Source organism: Roseomonas sp. CCTCC AB2023176 (assembly GCF_042259275.1).
GTDB lineage: Bacteria > Pseudomonadota > Alphaproteobacteria > Acetobacterales > Acetobacteraceae > Roseomonas.
Window position 1 is genome coordinate 4666607 of record NZ_CP170086.1, and the last position, 20777, is coordinate 4687383.

Sequence of the window (20777 nt, forward strand, 5' to 3'; positions counted from 1 at the left end):
GCCTGCACCATAGACCGGCTGGGGTGGGGGTGGAACCTGTCGCGCAGCGTTGACGCCATGCCTGTCAGCTTGGGACAGAGTTCCTTCCTGGTTGGCCTGCGCTGCTCGGACGAAAGGCGGGTTGGGCGATCCTGGCGTCGTGTCGTCGGGGCGCGGGCCATTGCGGACCGGTGCCGCCACCAAACGTCTCTCGCCCGACGTTCCGGCCGGCACGGTGGTCGGCGGTTCAGTGCAGGCAGCGGTGATGGGGGATGACGGAATGGCTGGGGCGGATGCTTCGGGCGGCGCCCCGACCCCGCGCGGATACGGCCCACGCCGCTGCGTCGGCGGGGTGGATGGGTGATGTGACATGCTCCCCCTCTCATCCCGGACACCTTGAGGAGGCTAGCCGGCCATAAGAATAAAGTCAAAGGAAAACAGGACGGCGCCGCCGAAGGCTGCCGCTCGCGCCGCGACGCGTCCGGCCCCATTTCCGGGCCATGCCGCTGCTCGTGCTTCTCGGTGCCGTTCTGCTCCTCGGACTTGTCTTCGGGCCGACCCTCTGGGTCGGTTACGTTCTCCGTCGAAACGGCGTGGACCGGCCGGACCTGCCGGGGACGGGCGGGGAACTCGCGCGGCACCTGCTGGACGAGGCGGGGCTGGCCAAGGTCGCGGTCGAGGAGACGGCGGAGGGGGACCACTACGACCCGGAGTCGCGGACGGTGCGGCTCTCGCCGCCGCATTACGGCGGGCGGTCCGTGTCGGCGGTGGCCGTCGCGGCGCATGAGGTCTCGCACGCGGTGCAGCACGCCTGGGACGAGCCGGGGTTCCGCCGGCGGTCGGCGCTGGTGCGGTGGATCGCGCCCTTCGATCGCGTGGCGATGGTGGTCCTGGTCTCCGCGCCCCTGGTCTTCGCGGTGGTGCACGCGCCGGCGCTGCTCGTGCTGCAGCTGGGGGTGGGGGTCGCGATCCTGGCGGGGCGGCTGGCGGTGCACGCGGTGACGCTGCCCGTGGAATACGATGCGAGCTTCGGGAAGGCGCTGCCGGTGCTGGCGCGGGGTGGGTACCTCGGGCCGGCCGATCTGCCGGCGGCGCGGCGGGTGCTGAAGGCGGCGGCGCTGACCTACGTCGCGGCGGCGCTGGCGACGTTGCTGAACGTGGTTCGGTGGTTCCGGCCGTAGCGGGCGCCGGTCAGTTCCTTCGCCGCACGACGTGGTCGGCCAATTGCCGCAGGTGGTCGGCGCGGTCGTCGAAGGGGTCGAGGTGGGTCTTGGCCTGGTCCACGAGCCGTTCGGCGTGGATACGGGCGCGGTCGGGGCCGAGGAGGGAGACGAGGGTGGCCTTGCCGGCGGCGGCGTCCTTGGCGGTCGCCTTGCCCACTTCCTCGGGCGTCGCGGTGAGGTCGAGGAGGTCGTCGGCGATCTGGAACGCGGCGCCGATCTCGCGGCCGTAGAAGGTCAAGGCGTGGCGGAGGGAGGACGGGGCCTTGCCGAGGATGGCGCCGGCCTCGGCGGAGAACTCGATCAGCTTGCCCGTCTTCAGGAGCTGCAGGCGGCCGATGGAGGCTTCGTCGTGTGGCGTCGTCGCGCTCTCCGCGAGGATATCAAGCATCTGGCCGCCGACCATGCCGCGGGCGCCGGCGGCCAGCGCGAGGCGGAGGCAGAGCTCGGCGCGGACGGACGGGTCGGGGTGGGTGTCCTCGGCGGCGAGGGTGGCGAAGGCCTGGGTCTGCAGCGCGTCACCGACGAGGATGGCGGTGGCCTCGTCCCAGGCCTTGTGGACGGTGGGCTTGCCGCGGCGGAGGTCGTCGTCGTCCATCGCGGGAAGGTCGTCGTGGACCAGCGAATAGGCGTGCAGCATCTCGACGGCCGCGGCGACGCGGAGGGCGTTGCGGCGGGCCATGTTGAACTGGCGCGCGCCTTCGAGGACGAGGAAGGCGCGCATCTTCTTGCCGCCGCCGATCGTGGCGTAGCGCATGGCCTCCAGCAGCGGGGCCTCGGGGCCTTCAACGGCGGGCAGGAGGATGTCCAGGGCCTCGTCCACCTCGGCGGCAGCGGCGGCCATGGCGGTGGCGAGGTCGTCCATGGGGCCGGGATCGGGCAGGTCCATCATTCGACGTCCCGGAGGGTGGGGCCGGGCGTTCCGGGGACGATGGCCTGCACGCGGGACTCGGCCTCGGCGAGCTTGCGTTCGCAGTGGGCGCGGAGGGCGGTACCGCGGGCGTAGGATTCCATCGCTTCTTCCAACTTGGCCTGACCGCCTTCGAGGCGGCGGACGATGTCTTCCAGTTCGCGCAGGGCGTCCTCGAAGGAGAGGGATTCGACAGGCTCGGGCATCAGGGTTCCGGGCGGGGTTCTGTTCGCGTTTTCGGGCGCGGGGCGGGGCGGCGCAAGGCGTGGGGCGGCGTGGTGGTCCGCGGGGCGGGGGCGGGCGCCGGGGACGGTCGCGCCGCTGCGTCGGGGCTGCGGCGCGGCCGGCGTCCTGCGCGGGCGGGTCCGCCCGGAGCGGCGTCAGGTTGCGTCAGGCGTGCATCAGCGCGCGGACATGGGCGGCGGTGGAGCGCGCGAGGGCGCCGAGGTCGTAGCCGCCTTCGAGGACGGAGACGACGCGGCCGCCGCAGGCGCGGCTGGCGAGGTCGCAGATGGCTTCCGTCACCCAGGCGAAGTCGGGTTCGGCGCGGGTCGAGGTTGGCGAGCGGGTCGGCGCGGTGCGCGTCGAAGCCGGCGGAGATGATGATGAGGCCGGGGTCGAAAAGCTCGACGGCGGGGAGGATTTCGGTGGCCCAGGCGCGGCGGAAGGTCGGGCCGTCGGTGAAGGGGCGGAGGGGGAGGTTCAGGATGTTGCCCACGCCGGTTTCCGAGGCCGAGCCGGTGCCGGGGTACAGCGGTACCTGGTGGGAGGAGGCGAGGAAGAGGGTCGGGTCCGTCTCGAAGCAGGCCTGGGTGCCGTTGCCGTGGTGGACGTCGAAGTCCAGCACCGCGACGCGGTCGATGCCATGGACGGCCTGCGCGTGGCGGGCGGCGACGGCGGCGGTGGCGAATAGGCAGAAGCCCATGGGGCGGGCGGGTTCGGCGTGGTGGCCGGGGGGCGGACCGCGCAGAAGGCGCGGGCGAATTCGCCGCGGCAGACGGCGTCCACGGCGGCCACGCCGGCACCGGCGGCGCGGAGGGCCGCTTCCGCCGAGTGGGCGTTCATGGCGGTGTCGGCGTCGAGTTGGATCGTCTCGCCCTCGGGTGGACGGACGGCGAGGATGGTCTCGACGTAGTCCAGGGGGTGAACGCGGGTCAGTTGTTCGACCGTGGCTTCGGGCGCCAGGGCGCGGACGAGGGGGGAGAACTCCTGCGCCTCCAGCGCGCGCATGACGGCGCGGAGGCGGTCGGGGCATTCGGGGTGATGGGGCGCCATCTCGTGGCGCAGGCAGGCGGGGTGCGTCAGGAGGAGGGTCATTTCCGCATCTCCTCTGCCCGCGTCTCTTCTTTGGGAGGCGGCGGTTCGACGTCGCGTTTGCGAAGGGTGAAGCGGTAGAGGCCGTTCGCCTCGGAGAAGGCGACGAGGGCGTGGCCGGTCTCCCGCGCGAAGGCCTGGAAGTCGGCGACGGAGGCGGGGTCGGTGGCGAGGACCGTCAGCCTGGCGCCCGCGGCCAGGGAACGCAGGGCCTTGTTGGCCTTGAGCACTGGCAGGGGACAGGTGAGGCCCTGGACGTCGAGGGTGGTCTCGGACATGCCGGGGCAATGCATCACCCGGGGTCGGGGAAGTCCAGCGCCGGCGTGGATCGGGTCGGGAGGGTGACGATGGACCAGGCGTGGGATGGGCGCTGCAATTGCGGGGCGGTGCGGATCGCGGCGCGCGGGGCACCGCTGCGCGCCGGGCTGTGCCATTGCCTGACCTGCCAGCGGGAGACGGGCGGGCCCTGCATGGCCTTCGCGGTTTGGAGGGCGGAGGCCGTGACGGTCGAGGGTGAGACGCGGGAATGGGGGGAGAACGCGTATCGGCGGCGGTTCTGCGCGGCCTGCGGGTCGCGGGTGACGGGGGCGAGTGCGGAGGACGGGGAGACCGAGGTGCGGCTTGGGGTGTTCGAGGGCGGGGGGCGCGGGCTGGTTCCGGAGTACGAGCTTTGGGTGATCCGGCGGCAGGGCTGGATGGCGCCGGTGCCGGGGGCGCGGCAGTACGAGCGGGAGCGGGAGTGACCGGGTTCACGCCGGCGTGTTGACCGTGCGCGTGAGGGCAGGTTCGCACGCAGCCCGATACGCTGGCGCGTCCGGTGACGGGGACGCCTGTCGCGAGGGCGGTGTTCGAGGCGCGCCGATGCCGTCGCGCGGAGAGGCCTGCACCGGCACAGGCGGACGCTCGGTCGAACGGTCCCCGATGTTCCCTCGCACGCGGTGGCCGGCGGGCTTCGACGCCAGCCTGGACGGACGCGCGTCCGGGTTGTGATCGCGGCGCGCGGCGGGCAGGGTCGGCGCCATGCGCATCAAGTTCGGCCTGGATCTCGGCGGCACGAAGACGGAGATCGTCGCGCTCGACGACGAGGGGCGCGTGGTGCTGCGGCGGCGGCGCGCGACGCCGTCGGACTATCCCGCGATCGTGGAGGCGATGGCCTCGCTCGTCCGTGACGCGGAGGCGGAGCTGGAGGTTTCGGGGACGGTCGGGGTGGGGATACCGGGGTCCATCAACCCGGCGACGGGGCTCGTGCGGAACGGGAACACGCAGGCGCTGAACGGGAACCCGCTGGACAAGGACCTCGGCGCGGCGCTGTCGCGCGAGGTGCGGGTGATGAACGACGCCAACTGCCTCGCGATGAGCGAGGCGGCGGACGGGGCGGGGGCGGGTTATCCGGTGGTCTTCGCCGCGATCCTGGGCACCGGCGTCGGGGGCGGCTGGGTGGTGCACGGGCGGCCGCTGGACGGGCTGAACCGGGTCGCGGGAGAATGGGGCCATACCCCCTCCCCTGGCCGAAGCCGGAGGAGCACCGGTCCCGGCAGTGCTGGTGCGGGCGGGCGGATTGCCTGGAGACGTTTCTGTCCGGGCCGGCGCTCGCCGAGGATACGGACGGAACGGGGCACCGGGACGCCTCGCGGCTGGAGGAACGGGCGGCGGGGGGCGACGCGGAGGCCGCGGCGGGGCTGGCGCGGCACGCGGACCGGCTGGCGCGGGCGCTCGCGGTGATCGTCAACGTCGTGGACCCCGACGTGATCGTGCTGGGGGGCGGGGTGTCGAACTTCCGGCACCTCTACCGCGACGTGCCCGGGCTGATGGCGGCGTGGATCTTCGGGGACGCGAAGCGGGTGAACCTGGTGCAGGCGAAGCACGGGGATTCGTCGGGCGTCTTCGGGGCGGCGCGGCTCTGGGACGCCGGGTGAGGCTGCGGCTCACCGCGTCGGCGCTGCGCGACGGGAGGGTGCGGAGGCGCCGGGCGGCCGGATCGGGGCGCGCGTCGGGTCGGCGTACGCGCGTCGGGTCGGCGACGGCTTCGATGCACCCCGCCGCAATGGCGTCGGCGCGCCCGCACCGTCGCGCGCCGTTCGGTGCGGCGTGCGCCGCTCCGTGCCAGGGATATGCGGCATGACCGATGATCTGCGCTGGGCCGGAGCCGGACGGCTGCTGGGGCTGATGCGGTCCGGCGCGGCGTCGTCGGAGGAGCTGACGCGGGCGGCGATCGCGCGGATCGAGGCGGGGGACGGCGCGGTGAACGCCGTGGTCGCGCGGCGCTTCGAGGCGGGGCTGGAGGACGCGCGGGCGGCGGACGCGGCGCGGCGGCGGGGCACGGGCGGGGCGCTGCTCGGCGTGCCGATGACGGTGAAGGAGTCCTTCAATCTCGCGGGGCTGCCGACGACCTGGGGGAGGAGGAGTCGCGGGGTTTCGTGCCGGCGGAGGATGCGGCGGCGGTGGCCCGGCTGCGCGCCGCGGGGGCCGTCATCCTCGGCAAGACGAACGTGCCGGTGATGCTGGACGACTGGCAGGCCTTCAACCCGGTCTATGGGACGACGAACAATCCTTGGGACCTCGGGCGCTCGCCGGGTGGATCGTCCGGCGGCTCGGCAGCGGCGCTGGCCATGGGGTTCGTGCCGCTGGAGATGGGGACGGATATCGGCGGGTCGCTGCGGGTGCCCGCGCATTTCTGCGGCGTGCTGTCGCATGCGCCGAGCCTGGGGCTGGTGCCCGTGCGCGGGCACGTGCCGCCGGGGGTCCCTGCCCTGCCGCGCGAGAGCGACCTGATGGTCGCGGGGCCGATGGCGCGGTCGGCCGAGGATCTGTCGCTGCTGCTGGACGTGGTGGCGGGGCCGGACGTGCCGCACTCCGCCGCGTATCGGCTGGACCTGCCGGCGCCGCGCTTCGCGTCGCTGGCGGAGGCTCGGGTGCTGGTGGTCGCGCGGCATCCGCTCGTCCCGACAGGGCGGGAGGTCGAGGCGGCAGTCGAGGCCTTCGCGGAGCGGCTGGCGCGGTGCGGGGCGCGGATCGGGCGGGATGCGTCGTTGCTGCCGGACCTCGCGACGGGGGCGCGGACCTACATGCGCCTGCTGTCCTCTTCGTTCGGGGCGGAGCTGTCCCCGGAGTTCACGGCCTGGGTGCGCGGGGAGGTCGAGGGCCTGGCGCCGTGGGATGACGGGCTACGGGCGAACCGGCTGCGCGGGATGCTGCTGAGCCACGCGGACTGGATCCGGGCGGACCGGGTACGGGTCGGGTTCCGGCAGCGTTGGCGCGACCTGTTCCGGGGCTGGGACGTGGTGGTCTGCCCCGCCTTCTCGACGCCGGCCTTCCCGCACGACCACGGGCCGGAGCCGCGCATGCTCGACGTGGACGGCGCGGCGCGGCCGGTGGGGGAGCAACTGGCCTGGGCGGCGGTGTCCACGCTGCCGGGGCTGCCCTCGACGGCGTTTCCGGTCGGGATGTCGGAGGGCGGGCTGCCAATCGGGGTGCAGGCCATCGGGCCGTTCCTCGAGGACCGGACGACCATCGCCTTCGCCGGGCTGGTCGGGCGGGAGTTCGGGGGCTTCGTCGCGCCACCTGGCGCAGGGAGCCGGTCCGCGCCGTAGCGGACCGGCCCCCGCGCCTTGCTAGCCGCGCGCCCCGACGGCGCGCACCGGGACGGGCGGGCGCGGCGCGGCGGTCAGGCTGTTCAGCAGCAGGGCGGCGATCACCAGCGCGACCCCCGCGATCTCGGCCGCCGCCGGCACGCGGCCGCCGACTACCGCGATGAGGAAGGCGGTGACGGGGACGAGGTTGATGAACAGCACGCCGCGCGCGGGGCCGAGTGCCCGCATGCCGGCGTTCCAGCCGATCACCGCGGCCACGGCCGCGAGGAGGACGAGGTAGAGGAGCGACGGCGCGGCCGCGGCGAGGGTCGCCGCTGCGGGCAGGTGGGCGGCGCCGAGGGCGAGCGCGAGGAGTTCGATGGCCCCGATGCTCAGCGCGCCGAAGGCGGCGGTCAGTGCGGTGTAGCGCAGGCCCGACCAGCCGGGGAACGCCGCGGCGCCGAGGGTGTAGAGGACCCAGGCGGAGGCGCCGAGGAAGATCAGGGCCTCACCCCCGCCGGCGCCACCGGTGAGCAAGGCGCGGGGATCGCCGTGAGTCACGACGAGCGCCACGCCGAGGAGGCCGAGAAGGACGGCGGCGATGGCACGCGGGGCCGGCCAGGCGCGCTGGCGCAGCGCGGCGATCGCGACCGCGATCAATGGCATCATCGCGGGGATGACGGAGGCGTGCTCCGGCCGCGTCGAGCGCAGGCCGAGGAAGGCGAGCAGCCCGAAGCCCGCGAAGCCCAGGGTGCCGAGCCACCAGAGGCGGAACGCCTTGCCCTCGGTCGCGAGCGCCGCGCGGCCCTCCACGGCAACGAGGAGGCCGAGGAAGATCGGCGCGGCGGGGCCGTAGCGCAGCACGGTGAGCGTGAAGGGGTCGATCTCCGCCATCAGCGGCTTCACCACGGCGAACATCGCGCCCCAGGTGATGGCGGCCCCGGCGAGCATCGCGCCGCCCCGGAGCCAGTTCGGTGTCGTGGGCATGCCGCCCTCCATCCAGTCAGGAGGAGCGGTATGGGTGTGGACGGGTGCAGGGAGAACGCGTCAGATCGCACAGTGACTGCGCGAATTCGCACAGCCGAGGCAGCGCTCGGCGATTGGGACCGGCTGCGGGTGGTGCTCGCGCTGCGGCGCGGCGGCACGTTGTCGGCTGCGGCGCGGGTGCTGGGGGTGGACCACACGACCGTCGCGCGGCGGCTCGAGGTCTTCGAGCGCGACCTCGGCGCGGCGCTGTTCGAGCGGGGGCCGGAGGGCTTCGCGCCGACGCTGCTGGGGGAGGAGGTCCTGGCGGCGGCCGAGCGGATGGAGGGCGAGGTCCAGGGCCTGCTGCGCCGGATGGACGGGGCGGGCGACGCGCTGACGGGGCTGGTCCGGCTGACGACGACGCCGCACCTCGCGGCCTCGCTCTTCGCGCCGGCGCTCGGGGGTTCTTCAGGCGGCATCCCGGGCTGCAGGTGGAGCTGGTCGGGGACGGGCGGAACCTGGACCTGTCGCGGCGGGAGGCGGACCTGGCCGTGCGGATGTCGCGGCCGGAGACGCCGGGGATCGTGGCGCGGCGGCTGGGGGAGATCGCCTTCGCGCTCTACGCCGCGGCGGATGATCCCCGCAGGTTCGGGGAGCAGGCGTTCCTCGGATACGAGGACACGGCGACGACGTCCCCGCTGCGGCGATACCTCATGGGCCTCGTGCCGGAGGAACGGGTGGTGCTGCGGACCAACACGATGGCGGCGCTGCTGGAAGGTGCGCGGGCCGGGCTGGGGAGCGCGGTGCTGTCGTGCTTCGCGGGGGAGGCGGATCCTGGGCTGCGCCGCGTGGCCGCGCCGCGGGCGATGCCGCCCGTGCCGCTGTGGCTGCTGTTCCACGAGGACCTGCGCCGGAGCCCGCGGGTGCGGGCGGCCGTGGCCTTCGTGGATGGGGTGATCGCGGCGAATCGCGCGGCCCTGGTGCCGGCCGGGTTTCCGTTCGATGCGTTGCCCACGGAGGACCGGGCCGTGCGCGCCCCTGGGCGCGCGCGGGCCGGGTGATCCGGCGGGACCGGCGGGGCGGAAGGGTGTAGGATGGCGGCGTGTTTGCCCTCTGCCGCGACTGCTTTCGCCTGGACGGGACGGTGAGCCGCCGCTGCGCCACCTGCGGCGGCGGGCGGGTCGTGGCGCATGAGGAGTTGGCGAGGCTGTCCGTCGCGCACGTGGATTGCGACGCCTTCTACGCGAGCGTGGAGAAGCGCGACCGGCCGGACCTCGTGGACAAGCCGGTGATCGTCGGCGGCGGGCAGCGCGGCGTGGTGGCGGCCTGCTGCTACGTCGCGCGGACTCGCGGGGTGCGCTCGGCGATGCCGATGTTCAAAGCGCTGGCGCTCTGCCCGGACGCCGTCGTGATCCGGCCCGATTTCTCCAAGTATTCGGAGGCTTCGCGGCGCATCCGCGGGATGATGGAGGCGCTGACGCCGCTGGTGCAGCCCTATTCGATCGACGAGGCGGCGCTGGACCTTTCGGGGACGGAGGCGCTGCACGGGGCGCCGCCGGCCGCCGTGCTGGCGCGCTTCGCGAAGGCGGTGGAGGCGGAGGTCGGCGTCACCGTGTCCGTCGGGTTGGCGCCGAACCGGCTGCTCGCGAAGATCGCGGTGGAGCGGGACAAGCCGCGCGGCTTCGCCGTGATCGGGGCGGAGGAGGCGGCGCGGGTCCTGGCGCCCGAGCCCGTGACGATCCTGCCGGGGGTGGGGCCGACCTTCGCCGCGAAGCTGAACGGGATGGGGTTCACGACGCTCGGGCAGTTGCAGGGGCTGGACGCGCGGGAGGCCGCGCGGCGCTTCGGGGAGGAGGGGCCGGTCCTCGTCGCGCGGGCGCGGGGGAGGATGCGCGGCCCGTGACGCCGGAGCGGGAGGCAAAGTCCATCTCCGCGGAGACGACCTTCAACAGCGACCTCTCGCGCGTCGAGGACATGGCGCCGATCCTGTGGCGGCTGTGCGAGAAACTGGCGCGTCGGCTGGGGGAGAAGGGGTTGGCGGCGGGCGGGGTGGTGCTGAAACTCAAGACGGCACGCTTCGCGCTGCGCACCCGGCATGCCCGCGTGCCCGGGGCGACGCGGGTGCCGCAGACGATCTTCGACGCGGCCATGCCGCTGCTTCGGCGGGAGGCGGACGGGACGGCGTTCCGGCTGATCGGGATCGGGGCGCAGCCGATCGTGGAGGGAGAGGGCGCGGACCGCGGCGACCTGGCCGACCCGGAAGCGCCGAAGCGGGCGGCGCGGTGGCACGCGATGGAGGCGTTGCGCGCGAAGTTCGGGGAGGACGCCGTGCGCGCGGGGCGCGGGTTGGGCGTGAAGGCGCGGGGGTGAGCGTGCGTTGCGGGGGTGCGCTGCTGGCCGCAGGGGGCCGGGGATGAGCGAGGAGGCGTTCCGCATCGTGCCCGCCGCGGCGGCTGACCTGGGCGACGTGCGAAGGCTGTTCGAGGCCTATGCGGGGTCGCTCGGCGTGGACCTGGCGTATCAGGGGTTTGCGGAGGAACTCGCGGGGCTGCCGGGGAAGTATGCGGCGCCGGAAGGGGCGATGCTGGTCGCGCGGGATGCCGGGAACGCGGCGATCGGCTGCGTCGCGTTGCGCGGCATGGCCGAGCCGGGATGCTGCGAGATGAAGCGGCTCTACGTCACGCCGGCCGGGCGGGGGCGCGGGCTCGGGCGCGCGCTGGTGGAGGCGGTCTGCGCCGCCGCCGTGCGGGCAGGATATCGGGAGATCCGGTTGGACACGCTGCCGGACATGACGGAGGCGCAGGCGCTCTACGCGCGGCTCGGCTTCGTCGAGGTCGCGCCCTACTACGACACGCCGGTCGCGGGGACGCGGTTCATGGCGCGGCGGCTGGGGGGCTGAGGGGCTTTGCGGATCGTCCGGCCCATCACCTTCAGACCCACGATCTTCCAACCCCTGGGACGCCCGCCGGTCGCGCTGCTCTGGGCGGGGCTGACGCTCTCGGCCGTCGGGGACCAGTTGTATGCCGTCGCGCTGACCTGGATCGCGACGGAGGTCTTCGGGCCGGCCGCGGGCTACCTGACGGCGCTGCAGGCGGCGACGGTGCTGCTGTTCGTGACGTTCGCGGGGGACCTGGCCGACCGGCTGGACCGGATGCGGGCGATGCTCGGCGCGGACCTGGTCCGGGCGGCGGCGCTGCTGGCGCTCGTCGGGCTTTGGCTCGTGCAGGGCGCGCCGACGGCCGTGGGGCTGGCGGCGGTGGTCGTGGTGCTGGCGATCGGGCAGGCCGTGTTCCAGCCGGCGCTGCAATCGGTGCTGCCGGCGCTAGTGCAGGACCCGCGGCTGCTGCCGGCGGCGAACGGGCTTTTCGACGGGACGGAGCGCAGCGCGCGGTTGCTGGGGCCGGGGCTGCTGGCGCTGCTGGCGGGGACGGTGCCGCTGGTGCATTTCCTGACGCTGGATGCGGTGACGTTCCTCGTCTCCGCGGCGGCGCTGGGTGCCATCCTCCGGCGGTACGCGCCGCCACGCGTCGTCCCCTCGGCCCTGGCGGGCGTGCGGGGGCTGCGGCGCGGGGTGCGGGCGATGCGGGCGCATCCGCTCCTGGGCTACGTCCTGGTCGGGGCGGCGCCGCTGAACGGGGCCTGGACGGCCGTGTTCTTCCTCGGCCTGCCGCTGCTGCTGCGGGAGAGCGGGGCGGATGCGGCGACCTACGGGCTGCTGATCGCGGCCTACGGGGCGTCGAACCTGCTGTCCAACATCGTCGTCGGCAGCCTGGGGATGCCGGAGCGGCCGGGCCGACGCATGTTCGGGAGCAGCGTGCTGGTGGGATGCGGCATGGCGTGCTTCGCCGTCGTGCCCTGGCTGCCGGGGGAATGGCAGGTGGCGGGCTACGTCGTCATCTCGCTCGTCACGGGGGTGGCGGGGCCGATGAAGGACATCCCGGTCGCGGTGCTGCGGCAGGCGCGGGTGCCGGTGCCGGACATTCCCGCGGCGACCCGGGCGTCGCTGGCGGCGAGTTCCGTGGGGGTGCTGGCGGCGATGCTGCTGGTGCCGACCTTGCTGCGATGGGTGCCGGTGGCACCGGTCGTGTTCGGGTGTGGGTTGGTGGCCGCGGCCGTCGGGGCGGTCGGGCTGCTGCTGCACAGGGACTGGCGGGAGCCGGCGCTGACCGAGGCCTGACGGCGTACCGCCGGCGCAGGCCGCGTCGCTGGGGGGCGATCAGCCGCGGCCGATGGCCGTGACGAGCATCGTGATAACGAGGCCGATGACGAAGTCGAGCGCGACGAGCGCGACGGCGCGCCCGTTGTCGAGCCGCAGGGCGTGGCGCGCGATGAACCATTCGAGCCAGAGCGTGTAGCCGAAGGCCGCGAGGCGGGCGGCGGTGCCGAGGCTCGGCGGCAGGACCGCGGCGAGGAGGATGGCGACGACGAGGGCGGCGTATTGCGCGAGGTTCGCCCAGTTCCACGCCGCGATGAAGCCGGGCCAGAGGGGCGCGCGGCCGCTCGCCTCCGCGAAGCGGTGCGAGAGGAGGGGGAAGATCGTCCAGGACAGGACGTAGCCGATGACCTCCGCGGCGAAGCGGGTGGGGGTCAGGGCGTCGGGATCGGTCAGCCGAAGGGCGACGAAGACCGGCGCGCCGAAGGCCATCGCCCAGAAGGAGCGCAGGGCGCCTTCCGGCGACAGCATCACGAGGGGGAGGCCGGCGACCTTCCCCTGCGCCAGGAGCCAGGCGGAGCGGAGGCCGGCGACGACCTGGACGGGCGTGGGGATGGTCAGCGTCGTCGTCCGTTGGTCACGCCAGGCATTCGCGGATGACGGCGCGGTAGAGGGTGGCGAGTTGCCGCAGTTCCTCGACGGGCGTGCGCTCATCGACCTTGTGCATCGTGGTCCCGACGGCGCCGAGTTCGGCGACGGGGCAGAGGCGGGTGATGAAGCGTGCGTCCGAGGTGCCGCCGCCGGTGTCGAGGCGGGCGTCCTGGCCCGTGGTGGCGGCGACGGCGCGGCGGAGGGCGTCCACGAAGGGACCGGGCTGGGTGAGGAAGGATTCGCCCGAGCATTCGAAGGTGACGTCGTGGCGGGGGGCTTCGGCTTCGAGGATGTCGCGGACGCGGCGTTCGAGGGAGGCGGCGCTGTGGCGGTCGTTGAAGCGGATGTTCAGGCGCGCGGTGGCCTGGGCGGGCACGATGTTGCCGGTGATGTTGCCGACATCGATCGTCGTGACCTGGAGGGTGCTGGGGCCGAACCAGTCGGTGCCGTGGTCGAGCGGCGTCGCGACGAGGTCGTGCAGGGCGCGGACCAGGCGGTGGACGGGGTTGTCGCAGCGGTCGGGGTAGGCGACGTGGCCCTGGGTGCCGTGGACGGTGATGCGGGCGGACAGCGACCCGCGGCGGCCGATCTTGATGGTGTCGCCGAGGGCGGCGACGGAGGTCGGCTCGCCGACGAGGCACATGTCGGGCACGTGGCCGTGCGCCTCCATCCAGTCGAGGACACGGGCGGTGCCGTCGGTCGCGACGCCCTCCTCGTCCCCGGTGATGAGGAGGGAGAGGGTGGCGTCCTCGGCCGTGCCGTCGCGCACGGCGTCGGTGACGGCGGCGACCCAGGCGGCGACGCCGCCCTTCATGTCCGTCGCGCCGCGGCCGTAGAGGATGCCGTCCGCGACCTCCGCGCCGAAGGGGTCGCGGGACCAGCCCTCGCCGGGGGGGACGACGTCGGTGTGGCCGGCGAAGCAGAGATGGGGGCGGCGGTTCGCCGTATCTCCTCCCCTGGCCCTCCCCCGCTCGGGGTGCGGATGGCGAAGAGGTTTTCGACCTCGCCGAAGCGCAGGCGGTGGCAGGCGAAGCCGAGCGGGGCCAGAGCGGCTTCGAGGACGGCCATCGCGCCGTCGTCGCGCGGGGTGACGGAGGCGCAGCGGATCAGGGCCTGCGCGATGGGCAGCGGGTCCGTCGTGACGGCCGTCGGGATCGCGCCCATGGTGGCTGCTTGCGTCATACCTTGGTGCACATGAATTCGCGGGTGGCACGCAGGGTTTCAGGTGTCGCTTCCCGCGCGCGTGCCAAGAGCGGATCGCAGTCGCTCGCCTTCGGGCCGCGGCCGCCGGGCTGCCATTCGCCCATCACGCCGGTCGGCAGCCGATCGCGGTAGAAGACCTGGTGCGTGTCGAGGAACCAGCCGTACACGAAAGGCCCGATGATCATGACCAGGCCGAACGCGAGAAAGACGAGGAGCGGGTTGCGCATCAGTCCCGCAGCAGGTCGTTGATGCTCGTCTTCTCACGCGTGCGCTGGTCCACGCGCTTGACGATGACGGCGCAGGCGAGCGACGGGCCGGGGGAGCCGTCCGGCAGCGGCTTGCCCGGCAGCGCGCCGGGGACGACGACGGAATAGGGCGGGACGCGGCCGGTGAAGATCTCGCCGGTGGTGCGGTCCACGATCTTCGACGTCGCGCTGATGAAGACGCCCATCGAGAGGACGGAGCCGCGGCCGACGATCACGCCCTCGACCACCTCGGAGCGGGCGCCGATGAAGCAGTCATCCTCGATGATCACGGGGTTGGCCTGGAGGGGTTCGAGCACGCCGCCGATGCCGACGCCGCCGGAGAGGTGCACGTTCTTGCCGATCTGCGCGCAGGAGCCGACGGTCGCCCAGGTGTCCACCATGGTCGCCCGGTCCACGTAGGCGCCGAGGTTCACGAACGAGGGCATGAGGATGACGTTCGGCGCGATGTAGGCGGAGCGCCGGACGACGGCGCCGGGGACGGCGCGGAAGCCGGCCTCGCGGAAGCGATTCTCGCCCCAGCCGGCGAATTTGAGCGGGACCTTGTCGTAGGCCACGCCGGGTGCGCCGGCACCGGCGTCCATGATGGCGCTGTCTTCCAGGCGGAAGGACAGGAGGACGGCCTGCTTGAGCCATTGGTTCACGCGCCAGCCGCCGTTTCCGTCGGGTTCGGCGACGCGGGCGGTGCCGGAATCCAGGGCTTCGAGCGCGGCCTCGACGGCGTCGCGGTCCTCCCCCTTCGTGGTCGGGGTGATGTCGGCGCGGCGGTCCCAGAGGGACTCGATGCGGGACTGGAGGTCGGCGAAGTCCATCGGGGGAGGCGGGGTCCGTGCGGCAGGCCGCGTGCCTTCGCGCGGAGGCGCCGCCCTGTCAACGAGGCGCCTGCGCACCGCGCGGCCGCAGGCGGGGGGAAACGAGGAACGAAGCGGCGCGGAATGCCTCGGGCGGCGCAGGCGGCTGCGCCGGATCAGGACGGCGTCGCCGAGCGGTTCCGTGCAAGCCGTCGTGTCCCGGGCTTACGCTGCCCGGCCGGCAAGCCTTGCGATGGGGCTGCGGTACCACGGAGATTGGAAGGATCCCATGCCGGTCCCTCGCCCAGACGCTGGCCCGCCCTGGCGCCCGACGCGGCGGGCGGCGGTCCTTTCGGCTTGCGGGGTTTTCCTCCTGCGGCAGGTGGCCGCTGCGGACGCTCCGGGGCTTCTGGCCTTTCCGGGGGCCGGCGCCGTCGGCCTCGTCCCGCCGGATGGCTACCTGCCCCAGACCGATCCGCCGGGCTTCTTCGCGCGTGACGGAAGCGGCGTCATCAGTGTCGCGGAAGCCGAGTTGCCGCGGGGCAACCCCTCGCGCGCCGAGGTGCTCGCCCAGTTCGCCACGATCTCGGACCGTCGCCTCGCCGCGTTCGGCGTCCGCGACGTGCGGCGCCGAACGATCCGGACGGACGCGATCGACGGCAGCCTCGGGGTCGGGACGGCGGGAAGCGGCACCGAGTCCGAGACGGTCTGGAGCCTCTACTTCATCGGGGCGCACGCGATGGGCTCGCTCTCCTGGCGCGTCGCGGGAGCGATGACCCCCGCGATCGAGGCCGAGATGGAACGGGTCCTGCGGACGGTCGTCACGCGAGCGCCCGCGCCCCTGCCCGAGAGGCTCGCCGCCCTGCCCTTTGCCTTCGACACCGCTCTCCATGACCTGACGCGGGTTCTGGCGGGCGCGGTGATCCTGGCTTCGAGGGAGAGGGATGCGCAGATGCTCCTTGCGCTGCTCGCGCCCGATTCCGACGCCGCAGACCGGACCGAGGCGGCGCGTCGGGTCATGCAGCATCCCCTGGTGCTGGCGATGGTCCGTGATCCGGTTTGGGAGGCGGGTCGGGAGGCGCCGGTCCCCCTCGCGGGACTGCCCGGCCTGGTTCTCCGGGCGCGGGTCACGCAGACGCCGACGGCGCGGCCGATGGTCGCGGTCCTGCGCGTGGGCTTCGCGGAGGACGGGCGGCGGCTGGTCGTCCTCGGCTGCGCGCCGGCTTCGGGCGCGGCCGCCGTCGCCGCGGAGGAGCGTCGCTTCGATCGGCTGGCCGCGAGCGTGGCCCTGCGGTGATGCAACCGCGGCCGTGATCGGGACGCGCGGCGCCCGGCCCGGCCCGGCCGCGGAGCGGACAGGGTCAGGGCTTGATCAGCGTCCCCGCACCGCCCTCGGTGAACAGCTCCGCCAGCACGGCGTGCGGTACCCGCCCGTCGAGGATGACGGCGGCCTGCACGCCGCGCTCCACGGCGTAGATGCAGGTCTCGACCTTCGGGATCATGCCGCCGGAGATCCAGCCGGCCTCGATGCCCGCGCGGACCTCGGCGACCGTCATCTCCTGGATGTGGACGCCGTCGGGGCCGCGGACGCCGGGGACGTCGGTGAGCATCAGGAGGCGCGCGGCCTTCAGTGCGCCGGCGATCGCGCCGGCGACCGTGTCCGCGTTGATGTTGTAGGTCTGGCCGTCCGCACCGACGCCGACGGGGGCGACGACCGGGACGATGTCCGCGCCGATCAGCAGTTCGAGGACGCGGGTGTCCACGTGCTCCGGCTCGCCCACGAAGCCGAGGTCGAGGACCTTCTCGAGGTTGCTGCCGGGGTCGCGGACGGTGCGGGTGACCTTGCGCGCCCGGATCAGGCCGCCATCCTTGCCGGAGATGCCGACCGCGATGACGCCGGCGCGGGTGATGGCCTCGGCGACCTGTTTGTTGACGGTGCCGGCGAGGACCATCTCGACCACGTCCACCATCTGCGCATCGGTCACGCGGAGGCCGTCCACGAAGGTGGACTTCACGTCGAGGCGCTTGAGCATCGCGTTGATCTGCGGGCCGCCGCCATGGACCACCACGGGCGAGACGCCGACCTGTTCCAGCAGGGCGATGTCACGGCCGAACATGAGGGCGTTCTCCTCCTCGCCCATCGCGTGGCCGCCGTACTTCACGACGACGACCTGATCGTCGTAGCGCTTCAGGTAGGGGAGAGCGCCCGCCAGGATGGCCATCTGGTCATGCGCGTCGTTCGCGCCGGACGCGGCGGGGGCGGTGCTCGTCATCGGGTCGTCCGTGTGGTCTGGCGGGGGGCGCCGTAGCGGCGGGGAGCCAAGAGGGTCAACCCAGGTGGTCAACCCGGGGGCGCGGATTCGGCGAGGTCCGCGATCTCGGCGCGGAGCTCGGGGATGCCGGTGCCCTTCTCGGCGCTTGTCGTCAGGATCTTCGGGTAGGCGGCGGCGCGCTTGGCGGTGAGGCGCGTTACCTCCTCCTGGCGCTTGGCCAGGCGGGACGCCGGCTTCACGTCGTCGGCCTTGGTCAGCACGACCTGGAAAGGCACGGCGGCCTCGCCCAGCAGGTCCATCGCGGCGAGGTCGCCGTCCTTCGTCTCGATGCGCGCGTCCATCAGCAGGATCACGCGGCGGAGGTTCGGGCGGCCGCGGAGGTAGTCGAACATCAGCCCCTGCCAATCGGCCTTCACGGCCTTGGACGCGGCGGCGTAGCCGTAGCCCGGCATGTCCACGAGCATGAGGCGCGGTCCCGGCGCGAGGCCGAGCTCGAAGAAGTTGAGCTGCTTGGTCCTGCCCGGCGTGTGGGAGACGCGGGCCAGCGCATGCTGGCCCGTCAGGGCATTGATGAGGGAGGACTTGCCGACGTTGGACCGGCCGCAGAAGGCGACCTCCGGCAAGGTCGGCTCCGGCAGGCCCTCGATCTGCTGGGCCGCGAAGATGAAGGTGCAGGGGCGGGCGAAGAGGACGCGGCCCGCTTCCAGCCGGGCCGCGTCCTCCGCTTCGGTGGTCACGTCCGCGCCGCGGCCCGTTCGGCGCGCCGCGCCGCGCGTTCGTGCCGCATGATGTAGTACTGCTGCGTGACGGACAGCAGGTTGTTCCAGGACCAGTAGATCACGAGGCCCGCCGGGAAGGAGGCGAGCATGAAGGTGAAGATCAGCGGCATGAAGGCGAAGAGCCGCGCCTGGATCGGGTCGGGCGGCGTCGGGTTCAGCTTGAACTGGATGAACATCGTGATGCCCATGATGATCGCCCAGGCCGGCATGTGCAGGAAGGCCGGCGGGTCCCAGGCGATCAGCCCGAAGAGCGTGAAGAGGTTCGTCGGGTCGGGTGCCGAGAGGTCGCGGATCCAGCCGAAGAAGGGCGCGTGCCGCATCTCGATGGTGACGAACAGCACCTTGTAGAGGGCGAAGAAGACGGGGATCTGGAGCAGGATCGGCAGGCAGCCGGAGGCCGGGTTCACGCCGGCGTTCTTGTAGAGCCCCATCATCTCCTGCTGCATCTTCGCAGGTTCATCGCCGTACTTCGCCTTCAGCTCCTGCATCTTCGGAGCCAGGTCCTTCATCCGGGACATGGACTTGTAGGACTTGTTGGCGAGCGGGAAGAAGGCGAGCTTCAGCGCGACGGTGAAGACCAGGATGGCGATGCCGAAGTTGCCGGTGATCCGGAACAGCCAGTCCAGCGCGTAGAAGAAGGGCTTCGTCAGGAAGTAGAACCAGCCGAAGTCGATGGCCTTGTCGAAGTCGACGATCCCCAGGCGGTCCCGGTAGGAGTCGAGGAGGTGAACCTCCTTCGCGCCGGCGAAGAGGCGGCTCGCGAAGCCGACCGTCGCGCCGGGCGCGGCCTGCACGGGGGCCGGCGGCGCGAGGTCCACCTGCCAGCGGTCCTGGCCGCCCTCGGCCGTGTGGCGGAAGGCGGTGCGCGCGCGCGTCGACTGGTCCGCGGGCATCAGCGCGGTCAGCCAGTATTTGTCGGTGAAGCCGGCCCAGCCACCGGCGCCCTCGCCGTCGAAGGCGAGGCCGTTGCGGCCCTGCGCGGCGCCGGCGGACTTGCCGTCGGAATAGGTGACCTCGCGCAGGCGGCCGTCCACGACGCCGACGAAGCCCTCATGCAGGATGTAGTAGCCGGCGACCTGCGGCGTGCGCTCGCGCCGGATGCGCGACCAGGGCAGGACGGTGGCCGGCGCGGCGCCGGTGTTCACGACGCGCTGCTCCGCCGTGATCATGTAGTTGGCGTCGAGGGAGAGCGCGATCTCGAAGCGCAGGCCCGCGCCGTTGTCCCAGCGGAGCGTGACGGGGTTCTGCGGCGTCAGGCGCTCGCCATCGGCGGTCCAGTCGGTGTCGTTGCCGGGCACGCGGGTGCTGGGGTCGCTCGCGGTCCAGCCCCACTGCGCGAAGTAGGGGTGGGAGTCCTCGCGCGGGGCAAGGACGCGGACGAGCGGGGAGTTCGGCAGGATCGTCTCCCGGTAGTCGCGGAGGACGAGGTCGTCGGCGCGGGCACCGCGGAGGTTGATCGTGCCCTGGACGCGGGGGCTGTCGATCGTGAGGCGCGGGGCGGGCGTGCTGGGCGCACCTTCCGCCGGGGAGGCGCTGGCGACGCCCGCCGGGTTCAGCGCGGTATTGGCCTGCGGGATCGGGACCGGGGAGGTCTGGGTCTGCTGGGTCTGCTGCTGCGCCTGGCGCTGGGCCTCGCGCGCCGGGCGGTTCCACAGGTCGAAGATCAGCAGGATGCCGATCGAGATCGCGATCGCGGCGAGGAGTCGCTTGTTGTCCATCGGGGTCTGAATCAGGCGATCTTGGACGGCACGGGGTCGTAGCCGCCGGGGTTCCAGGGGTGGCAGCGGAGGATGCGCCGGGCGGAAAGGGCCGCGCCGCGGAGCGCGCCGTGCGCGGCGAGGGCTTCCAGGGCGTAGTCGCTGCAATGCGGGTGGAAGCGGCAATGCGAGCCGATGAGGGGCCGCAGGCCGTAGCGGTAGGCGTGGACGCCGATGGTCAGGGCGCGGGCGGCCAAGGTCGGGGAACCTTTCGGGGAACCCGTCACGGCAGGACGCCCGTCTGCTTCAGGCAGCCGCGCAGGTCGCCCATGAGGGTGCGGAAGTCGCGCTTGCGGGTGTCGTCGCGGCCGATGAGGACGAGGTCCCAGCCACCGTTCCTCAACAACTCCGGCGGTGCCTCGCCGAGGACGAAGCGTGCGGCTTCCCGCAGGCGCCGCTTCGTGCGGTTGCGCACCACGGCGTTGCCGACCTTCTTCGTCACGGTGAAGCCGACGCGCAGGGGTGCGGCGTCCGGTCCGGCGGCGGGAACTGGCTGCGCCTGGAGGATCAGCCCCGGACGGGCCGCGCGCTTCCCCGTGCGCGCCGCGCGGAGGAAGTCGCGGCGCTGCTTGATCCGCGGGAGGGCCATGGGGGGCGGGCCGGCGTCCGGACGGGCGCCGCGCGCGATCAGGCGCTGAGGCGCTTCCGGCCCTTCGCGCGGCGGTTGGCGAGGACCTTGCGGCCGCCGACCGTCTCGAGGCGGGCGCGGAAGCCGTGGCGGCGCTTCCGGACGAGCTTGGAGGGCTGGTAGGTGCGCTTCACGGTGGCGTCCTCGTTCAAAGCACCCCGGGCGGGGTGGTGCGGCACGGGCGGGAGTGGCCCGGCTCGGCAGCGTGTGGTGGTCGGCGGGCCCCAAGCGGATGGCCGCGACGGGGGGGCCGGCGCGTGTGGGCGCTGTATAGGGAGGGGGGTGGGGGCGGTCAACCGCGATGGGGTTGGCGCGATGGGG

The 20777-nt window shown here is 73.3% G+C and carries 23 protein-coding genes and 4 pseudogenes; 12 read left to right on the forward strand and 15 right to left on the reverse strand.

Annotated elements, in window-relative coordinates:
• The first annotated feature begins 479 nt into the window (after window positions 1–479).
• On the forward strand, window positions 480–1160 hold the full coding sequence (locus ACE7GA_RS23385) for a zinc metallopeptidase (protein ID WP_376092299.1): 681 nt from the start codon (window positions 480–482) through the stop codon (window positions 1158–1160).
• Window positions 1161–1170: 10 nt separating this feature from the next.
• Here ACE7GA_RS23385 and ACE7GA_RS23390 read toward each other — a convergent pair whose 3' ends face one another.
• From ACE7GA_RS23390 to ACE7GA_RS23405, 4 genes and pseudogenes are all read right to left on the reverse strand, one after another.
• Window positions 1171–2064, reverse strand: coding sequence for a polyprenyl synthetase family protein (locus ACE7GA_RS23390; protein ID WP_376092302.1), 894 nt, complete (start codon window positions 2062–2064; stop codon window positions 1171–1173).
• Window positions 2065–2087: 23 nt separating this feature from the next.
• Complete coding sequence (locus ACE7GA_RS23395; protein ID WP_376092305.1) at window positions 2088–2315, reverse strand: exodeoxyribonuclease VII small subunit; 228 nt, start codon at window positions 2313–2315, stop codon at window positions 2088–2090.
• 184 nt (window positions 2316–2499) lie between these two features.
• A pseudogene (locus tag ACE7GA_RS23400) lies at window positions 2500–3426 on the reverse strand (histone deacetylase family protein).
• Entirely contained in the window at window positions 3423–3701 is a 279-nt protein-coding gene (locus tag ACE7GA_RS23405) for a sulfurtransferase TusA family protein (RefSeq protein WP_376092308.1), read from the reverse strand. Before ACE7GA_RS23405 ends, ACE7GA_RS23400 begins: the two are co-directional and overlap by 4 nt.
• A 69-nt stretch (window positions 3702–3770) precedes the next feature.
• On the opposite strand from ACE7GA_RS23405, the gene ACE7GA_RS23410 reads away from it, so the two are divergent.
• The 4 genes and pseudogenes from ACE7GA_RS23410 to ACE7GA_RS23425 all read left to right on the forward strand — a co-directional run bounded on the left by ACE7GA_RS23410 (window position 3771) and on the right by ACE7GA_RS23425 (window position 7013).
• A complete protein-coding gene (locus ACE7GA_RS23410; RefSeq protein WP_376092311.1) occupies window positions 3771–4166 on the forward strand; it encodes a GFA family protein in 396 nt (131 codons plus the stop codon).
• Between the two features lie 277 nt (window positions 4167–4443).
• A pseudogene (locus tag ACE7GA_RS23415) lies at window positions 4444–5339 on the forward strand (ROK family protein).
• Between the two features lie 202 nt (window positions 5340–5541).
• Window positions 5542–5922 carry an amidase family protein gene (locus tag ACE7GA_RS23420; protein WP_376092314.1) on the forward strand — a complete coding sequence of 127 codons (381 nt, stop codon included), beginning with the start codon at window positions 5542–5544 and terminating at the stop codon, window positions 5920–5922.
• Window positions 5865–7013 carry an amidase gene (locus tag ACE7GA_RS23425; RefSeq protein ID WP_376092317.1) on the forward strand — a complete coding sequence of 383 codons (1149 nt, stop codon included), beginning with the start codon at window positions 5865–5867 and terminating at the stop codon, window positions 7011–7013. The genes ACE7GA_RS23420 and ACE7GA_RS23425 overlap by 58 nt, the downstream gene beginning before the upstream one ends.
• Before the next feature lie 21 nt (window positions 7014–7034).
• Here the strand turns inward: ACE7GA_RS23425 and ACE7GA_RS23430 are convergent, their stop codons facing one another.
• The gene (locus tag ACE7GA_RS23430) at window positions 7035–7979 is read right to left on the reverse strand and encodes a DMT family transporter (protein ID WP_376092320.1); all 945 of its coding nucleotides are present in this window, start codon (window positions 7977–7979) and stop codon (window positions 7035–7037) included.
• 30 nt (window positions 7980–8009) lie between these two features.
• On the opposite strand from ACE7GA_RS23430, the pseudogene ACE7GA_RS23435 reads away from it, so the two are divergent.
• From ACE7GA_RS23435 to ACE7GA_RS23460, 6 genes and pseudogenes are all read left to right on the forward strand, one after another.
• Window positions 8010–8213, forward strand: a pseudogene (locus ACE7GA_RS23435) (helix-turn-helix domain-containing protein); the annotation flags it as partial.
• 215 nt (window positions 8214–8428) lie between these two features.
• Window positions 8429–9019, forward strand: a pseudogene (locus tag ACE7GA_RS23440) (LysR substrate-binding domain-containing protein); the annotation flags it as partial.
• Window positions 9020–9060: 41 nt separating this feature from the next.
• Window positions 9061–9861, forward strand: coding sequence for a DNA polymerase IV (locus ACE7GA_RS23445; RefSeq protein ID WP_376092323.1), 801 nt, complete (start codon window positions 9061–9063; stop codon window positions 9859–9861).
• A complete protein-coding gene (locus ACE7GA_RS23450; RefSeq protein ID WP_376092326.1) occupies window positions 9858–10328 on the forward strand; it encodes a hypothetical protein in 471 nt (156 codons plus the stop codon). The genes ACE7GA_RS23445 and ACE7GA_RS23450 overlap by 4 nt, the downstream gene beginning before the upstream one ends.
• A 43-nt stretch (window positions 10329–10371) precedes the next feature.
• Window positions 10372–10857 carry a GNAT family N-acetyltransferase gene (locus ACE7GA_RS23455; protein WP_376092329.1) on the forward strand — a complete coding sequence of 162 codons (486 nt, stop codon included), beginning with the start codon at window positions 10372–10374 and terminating at the stop codon, window positions 10855–10857.
• A gap of 6 nt (window positions 10858–10863) precedes the next feature.
• Window positions 10864–12135: an MFS transporter gene (locus ACE7GA_RS23460; RefSeq protein WP_376092332.1), complete on the forward strand. Its 1272-nt coding sequence runs from the start codon at window positions 10864–10866 to the stop codon at window positions 12133–12135.
• 39 nt (window positions 12136–12174) lie between these two features.
• Here the strand turns inward: ACE7GA_RS23460 and ACE7GA_RS23465 are convergent, their stop codons facing one another.
• The 4 genes from ACE7GA_RS23465 to dapD are packed head-to-tail and all read right to left on the reverse strand — an operon-like array spanning window position 12175 to window position 15040.
• A complete protein-coding gene (locus tag ACE7GA_RS23465) occupies window positions 12175–12825 on the reverse strand; it encodes a hypothetical protein (RefSeq protein ID WP_376092335.1) in 651 nt (216 codons plus the stop codon).
• Window positions 12749–13975: a succinyl-diaminopimelate desuccinylase gene (dapE, locus tag ACE7GA_RS23470; RefSeq protein ID WP_376092338.1), complete on the reverse strand. Its 1227-nt coding sequence runs from the start codon at window positions 13973–13975 to the stop codon at window positions 12749–12751. The genes ACE7GA_RS23465 and dapE overlap by 77 nt, the downstream gene beginning before the upstream one ends.
• Window positions 13941–14192, reverse strand: coding sequence for a hypothetical protein (locus tag ACE7GA_RS23475; RefSeq protein ID WP_376092341.1), 252 nt, complete (start codon window positions 14190–14192; stop codon window positions 13941–13943). The genes dapE and ACE7GA_RS23475 overlap by 35 nt, the downstream gene beginning before the upstream one ends.
• Window positions 14192–15040 carry a 2,3,4,5-tetrahydropyridine-2,6-dicarboxylate N-succinyltransferase gene (gene dapD / locus ACE7GA_RS23480; RefSeq protein WP_376092344.1) on the reverse strand — a complete coding sequence of 283 codons (849 nt, stop codon included), beginning with the start codon at window positions 15038–15040 and terminating at the stop codon, window positions 14192–14194. The genes ACE7GA_RS23475 and dapD overlap by 1 nt, the downstream gene beginning before the upstream one ends.
• Window positions 15041–15308: 268 nt before the next feature.
• On the opposite strand from dapD, the gene ACE7GA_RS23485 reads away from it, so the two are divergent.
• Window positions 15309–16316 carry a hypothetical protein gene (locus ACE7GA_RS23485; protein WP_376092347.1) on the forward strand — a complete coding sequence of 336 codons (1008 nt, stop codon included), beginning with the start codon at window positions 15309–15311 and terminating at the stop codon, window positions 16314–16316.
• Between the two features lie 64 nt (window positions 16317–16380).
• On the opposite strand, the gene argB is transcribed toward ACE7GA_RS23485, so the two are convergent.
• The 6 genes from argB to rpmH all read right to left on the reverse strand — a co-directional run bounded on the left by argB (window position 16381) and on the right by rpmH (window position 20590).
• Window positions 16381–17292: an acetylglutamate kinase gene (gene argB, locus ACE7GA_RS23490; RefSeq protein WP_376092350.1), complete on the reverse strand. Its 912-nt coding sequence runs from the start codon at window positions 17290–17292 to the stop codon at window positions 16381–16383.
• Window positions 17293–17360: 68 nt separating this feature from the next.
• Window positions 17361–18029 (reverse strand): ribosome biogenesis GTP-binding protein YihA/YsxC, encoded by a 669-nt coding sequence (gene yihA / locus ACE7GA_RS23495; protein WP_376092354.1) that lies wholly within the window; start codon window positions 18027–18029, stop codon window positions 17361–17363.
• On the reverse strand, window positions 18026–19789 hold the full coding sequence (yidC, locus tag ACE7GA_RS23500) for a membrane protein insertase YidC (RefSeq protein WP_376092357.1): 1764 nt from the start codon (window positions 19787–19789) through the stop codon (window positions 18026–18028). The genes yihA and yidC overlap by 4 nt, the downstream gene beginning before the upstream one ends.
• An 11-nt stretch (window positions 19790–19800) precedes the next feature.
• Window positions 19801–20025, reverse strand: a complete 225-nt coding sequence (yidD, locus tag ACE7GA_RS23505) for a membrane protein insertion efficiency factor YidD (RefSeq protein ID WP_376092360.1) — start codon at window positions 20023–20025, stop codon at window positions 19801–19803.
• A gap of 26 nt (window positions 20026–20051) precedes the next feature.
• Window positions 20052–20417, reverse strand: coding sequence for a ribonuclease P protein component (rnpA, locus tag ACE7GA_RS23510; RefSeq protein ID WP_376092363.1), 366 nt, complete (start codon window positions 20415–20417; stop codon window positions 20052–20054).
• A 38-nt stretch (window positions 20418–20455) separates the two neighbouring features.
• A complete protein-coding gene (gene rpmH / locus ACE7GA_RS23515) occupies window positions 20456–20590 on the reverse strand; it encodes a 50S ribosomal protein L34 (RefSeq protein ID WP_376092366.1) in 135 nt (44 codons plus the stop codon).
• Between the last annotated feature and the right edge of the window lie 187 nt (window positions 20591–20777).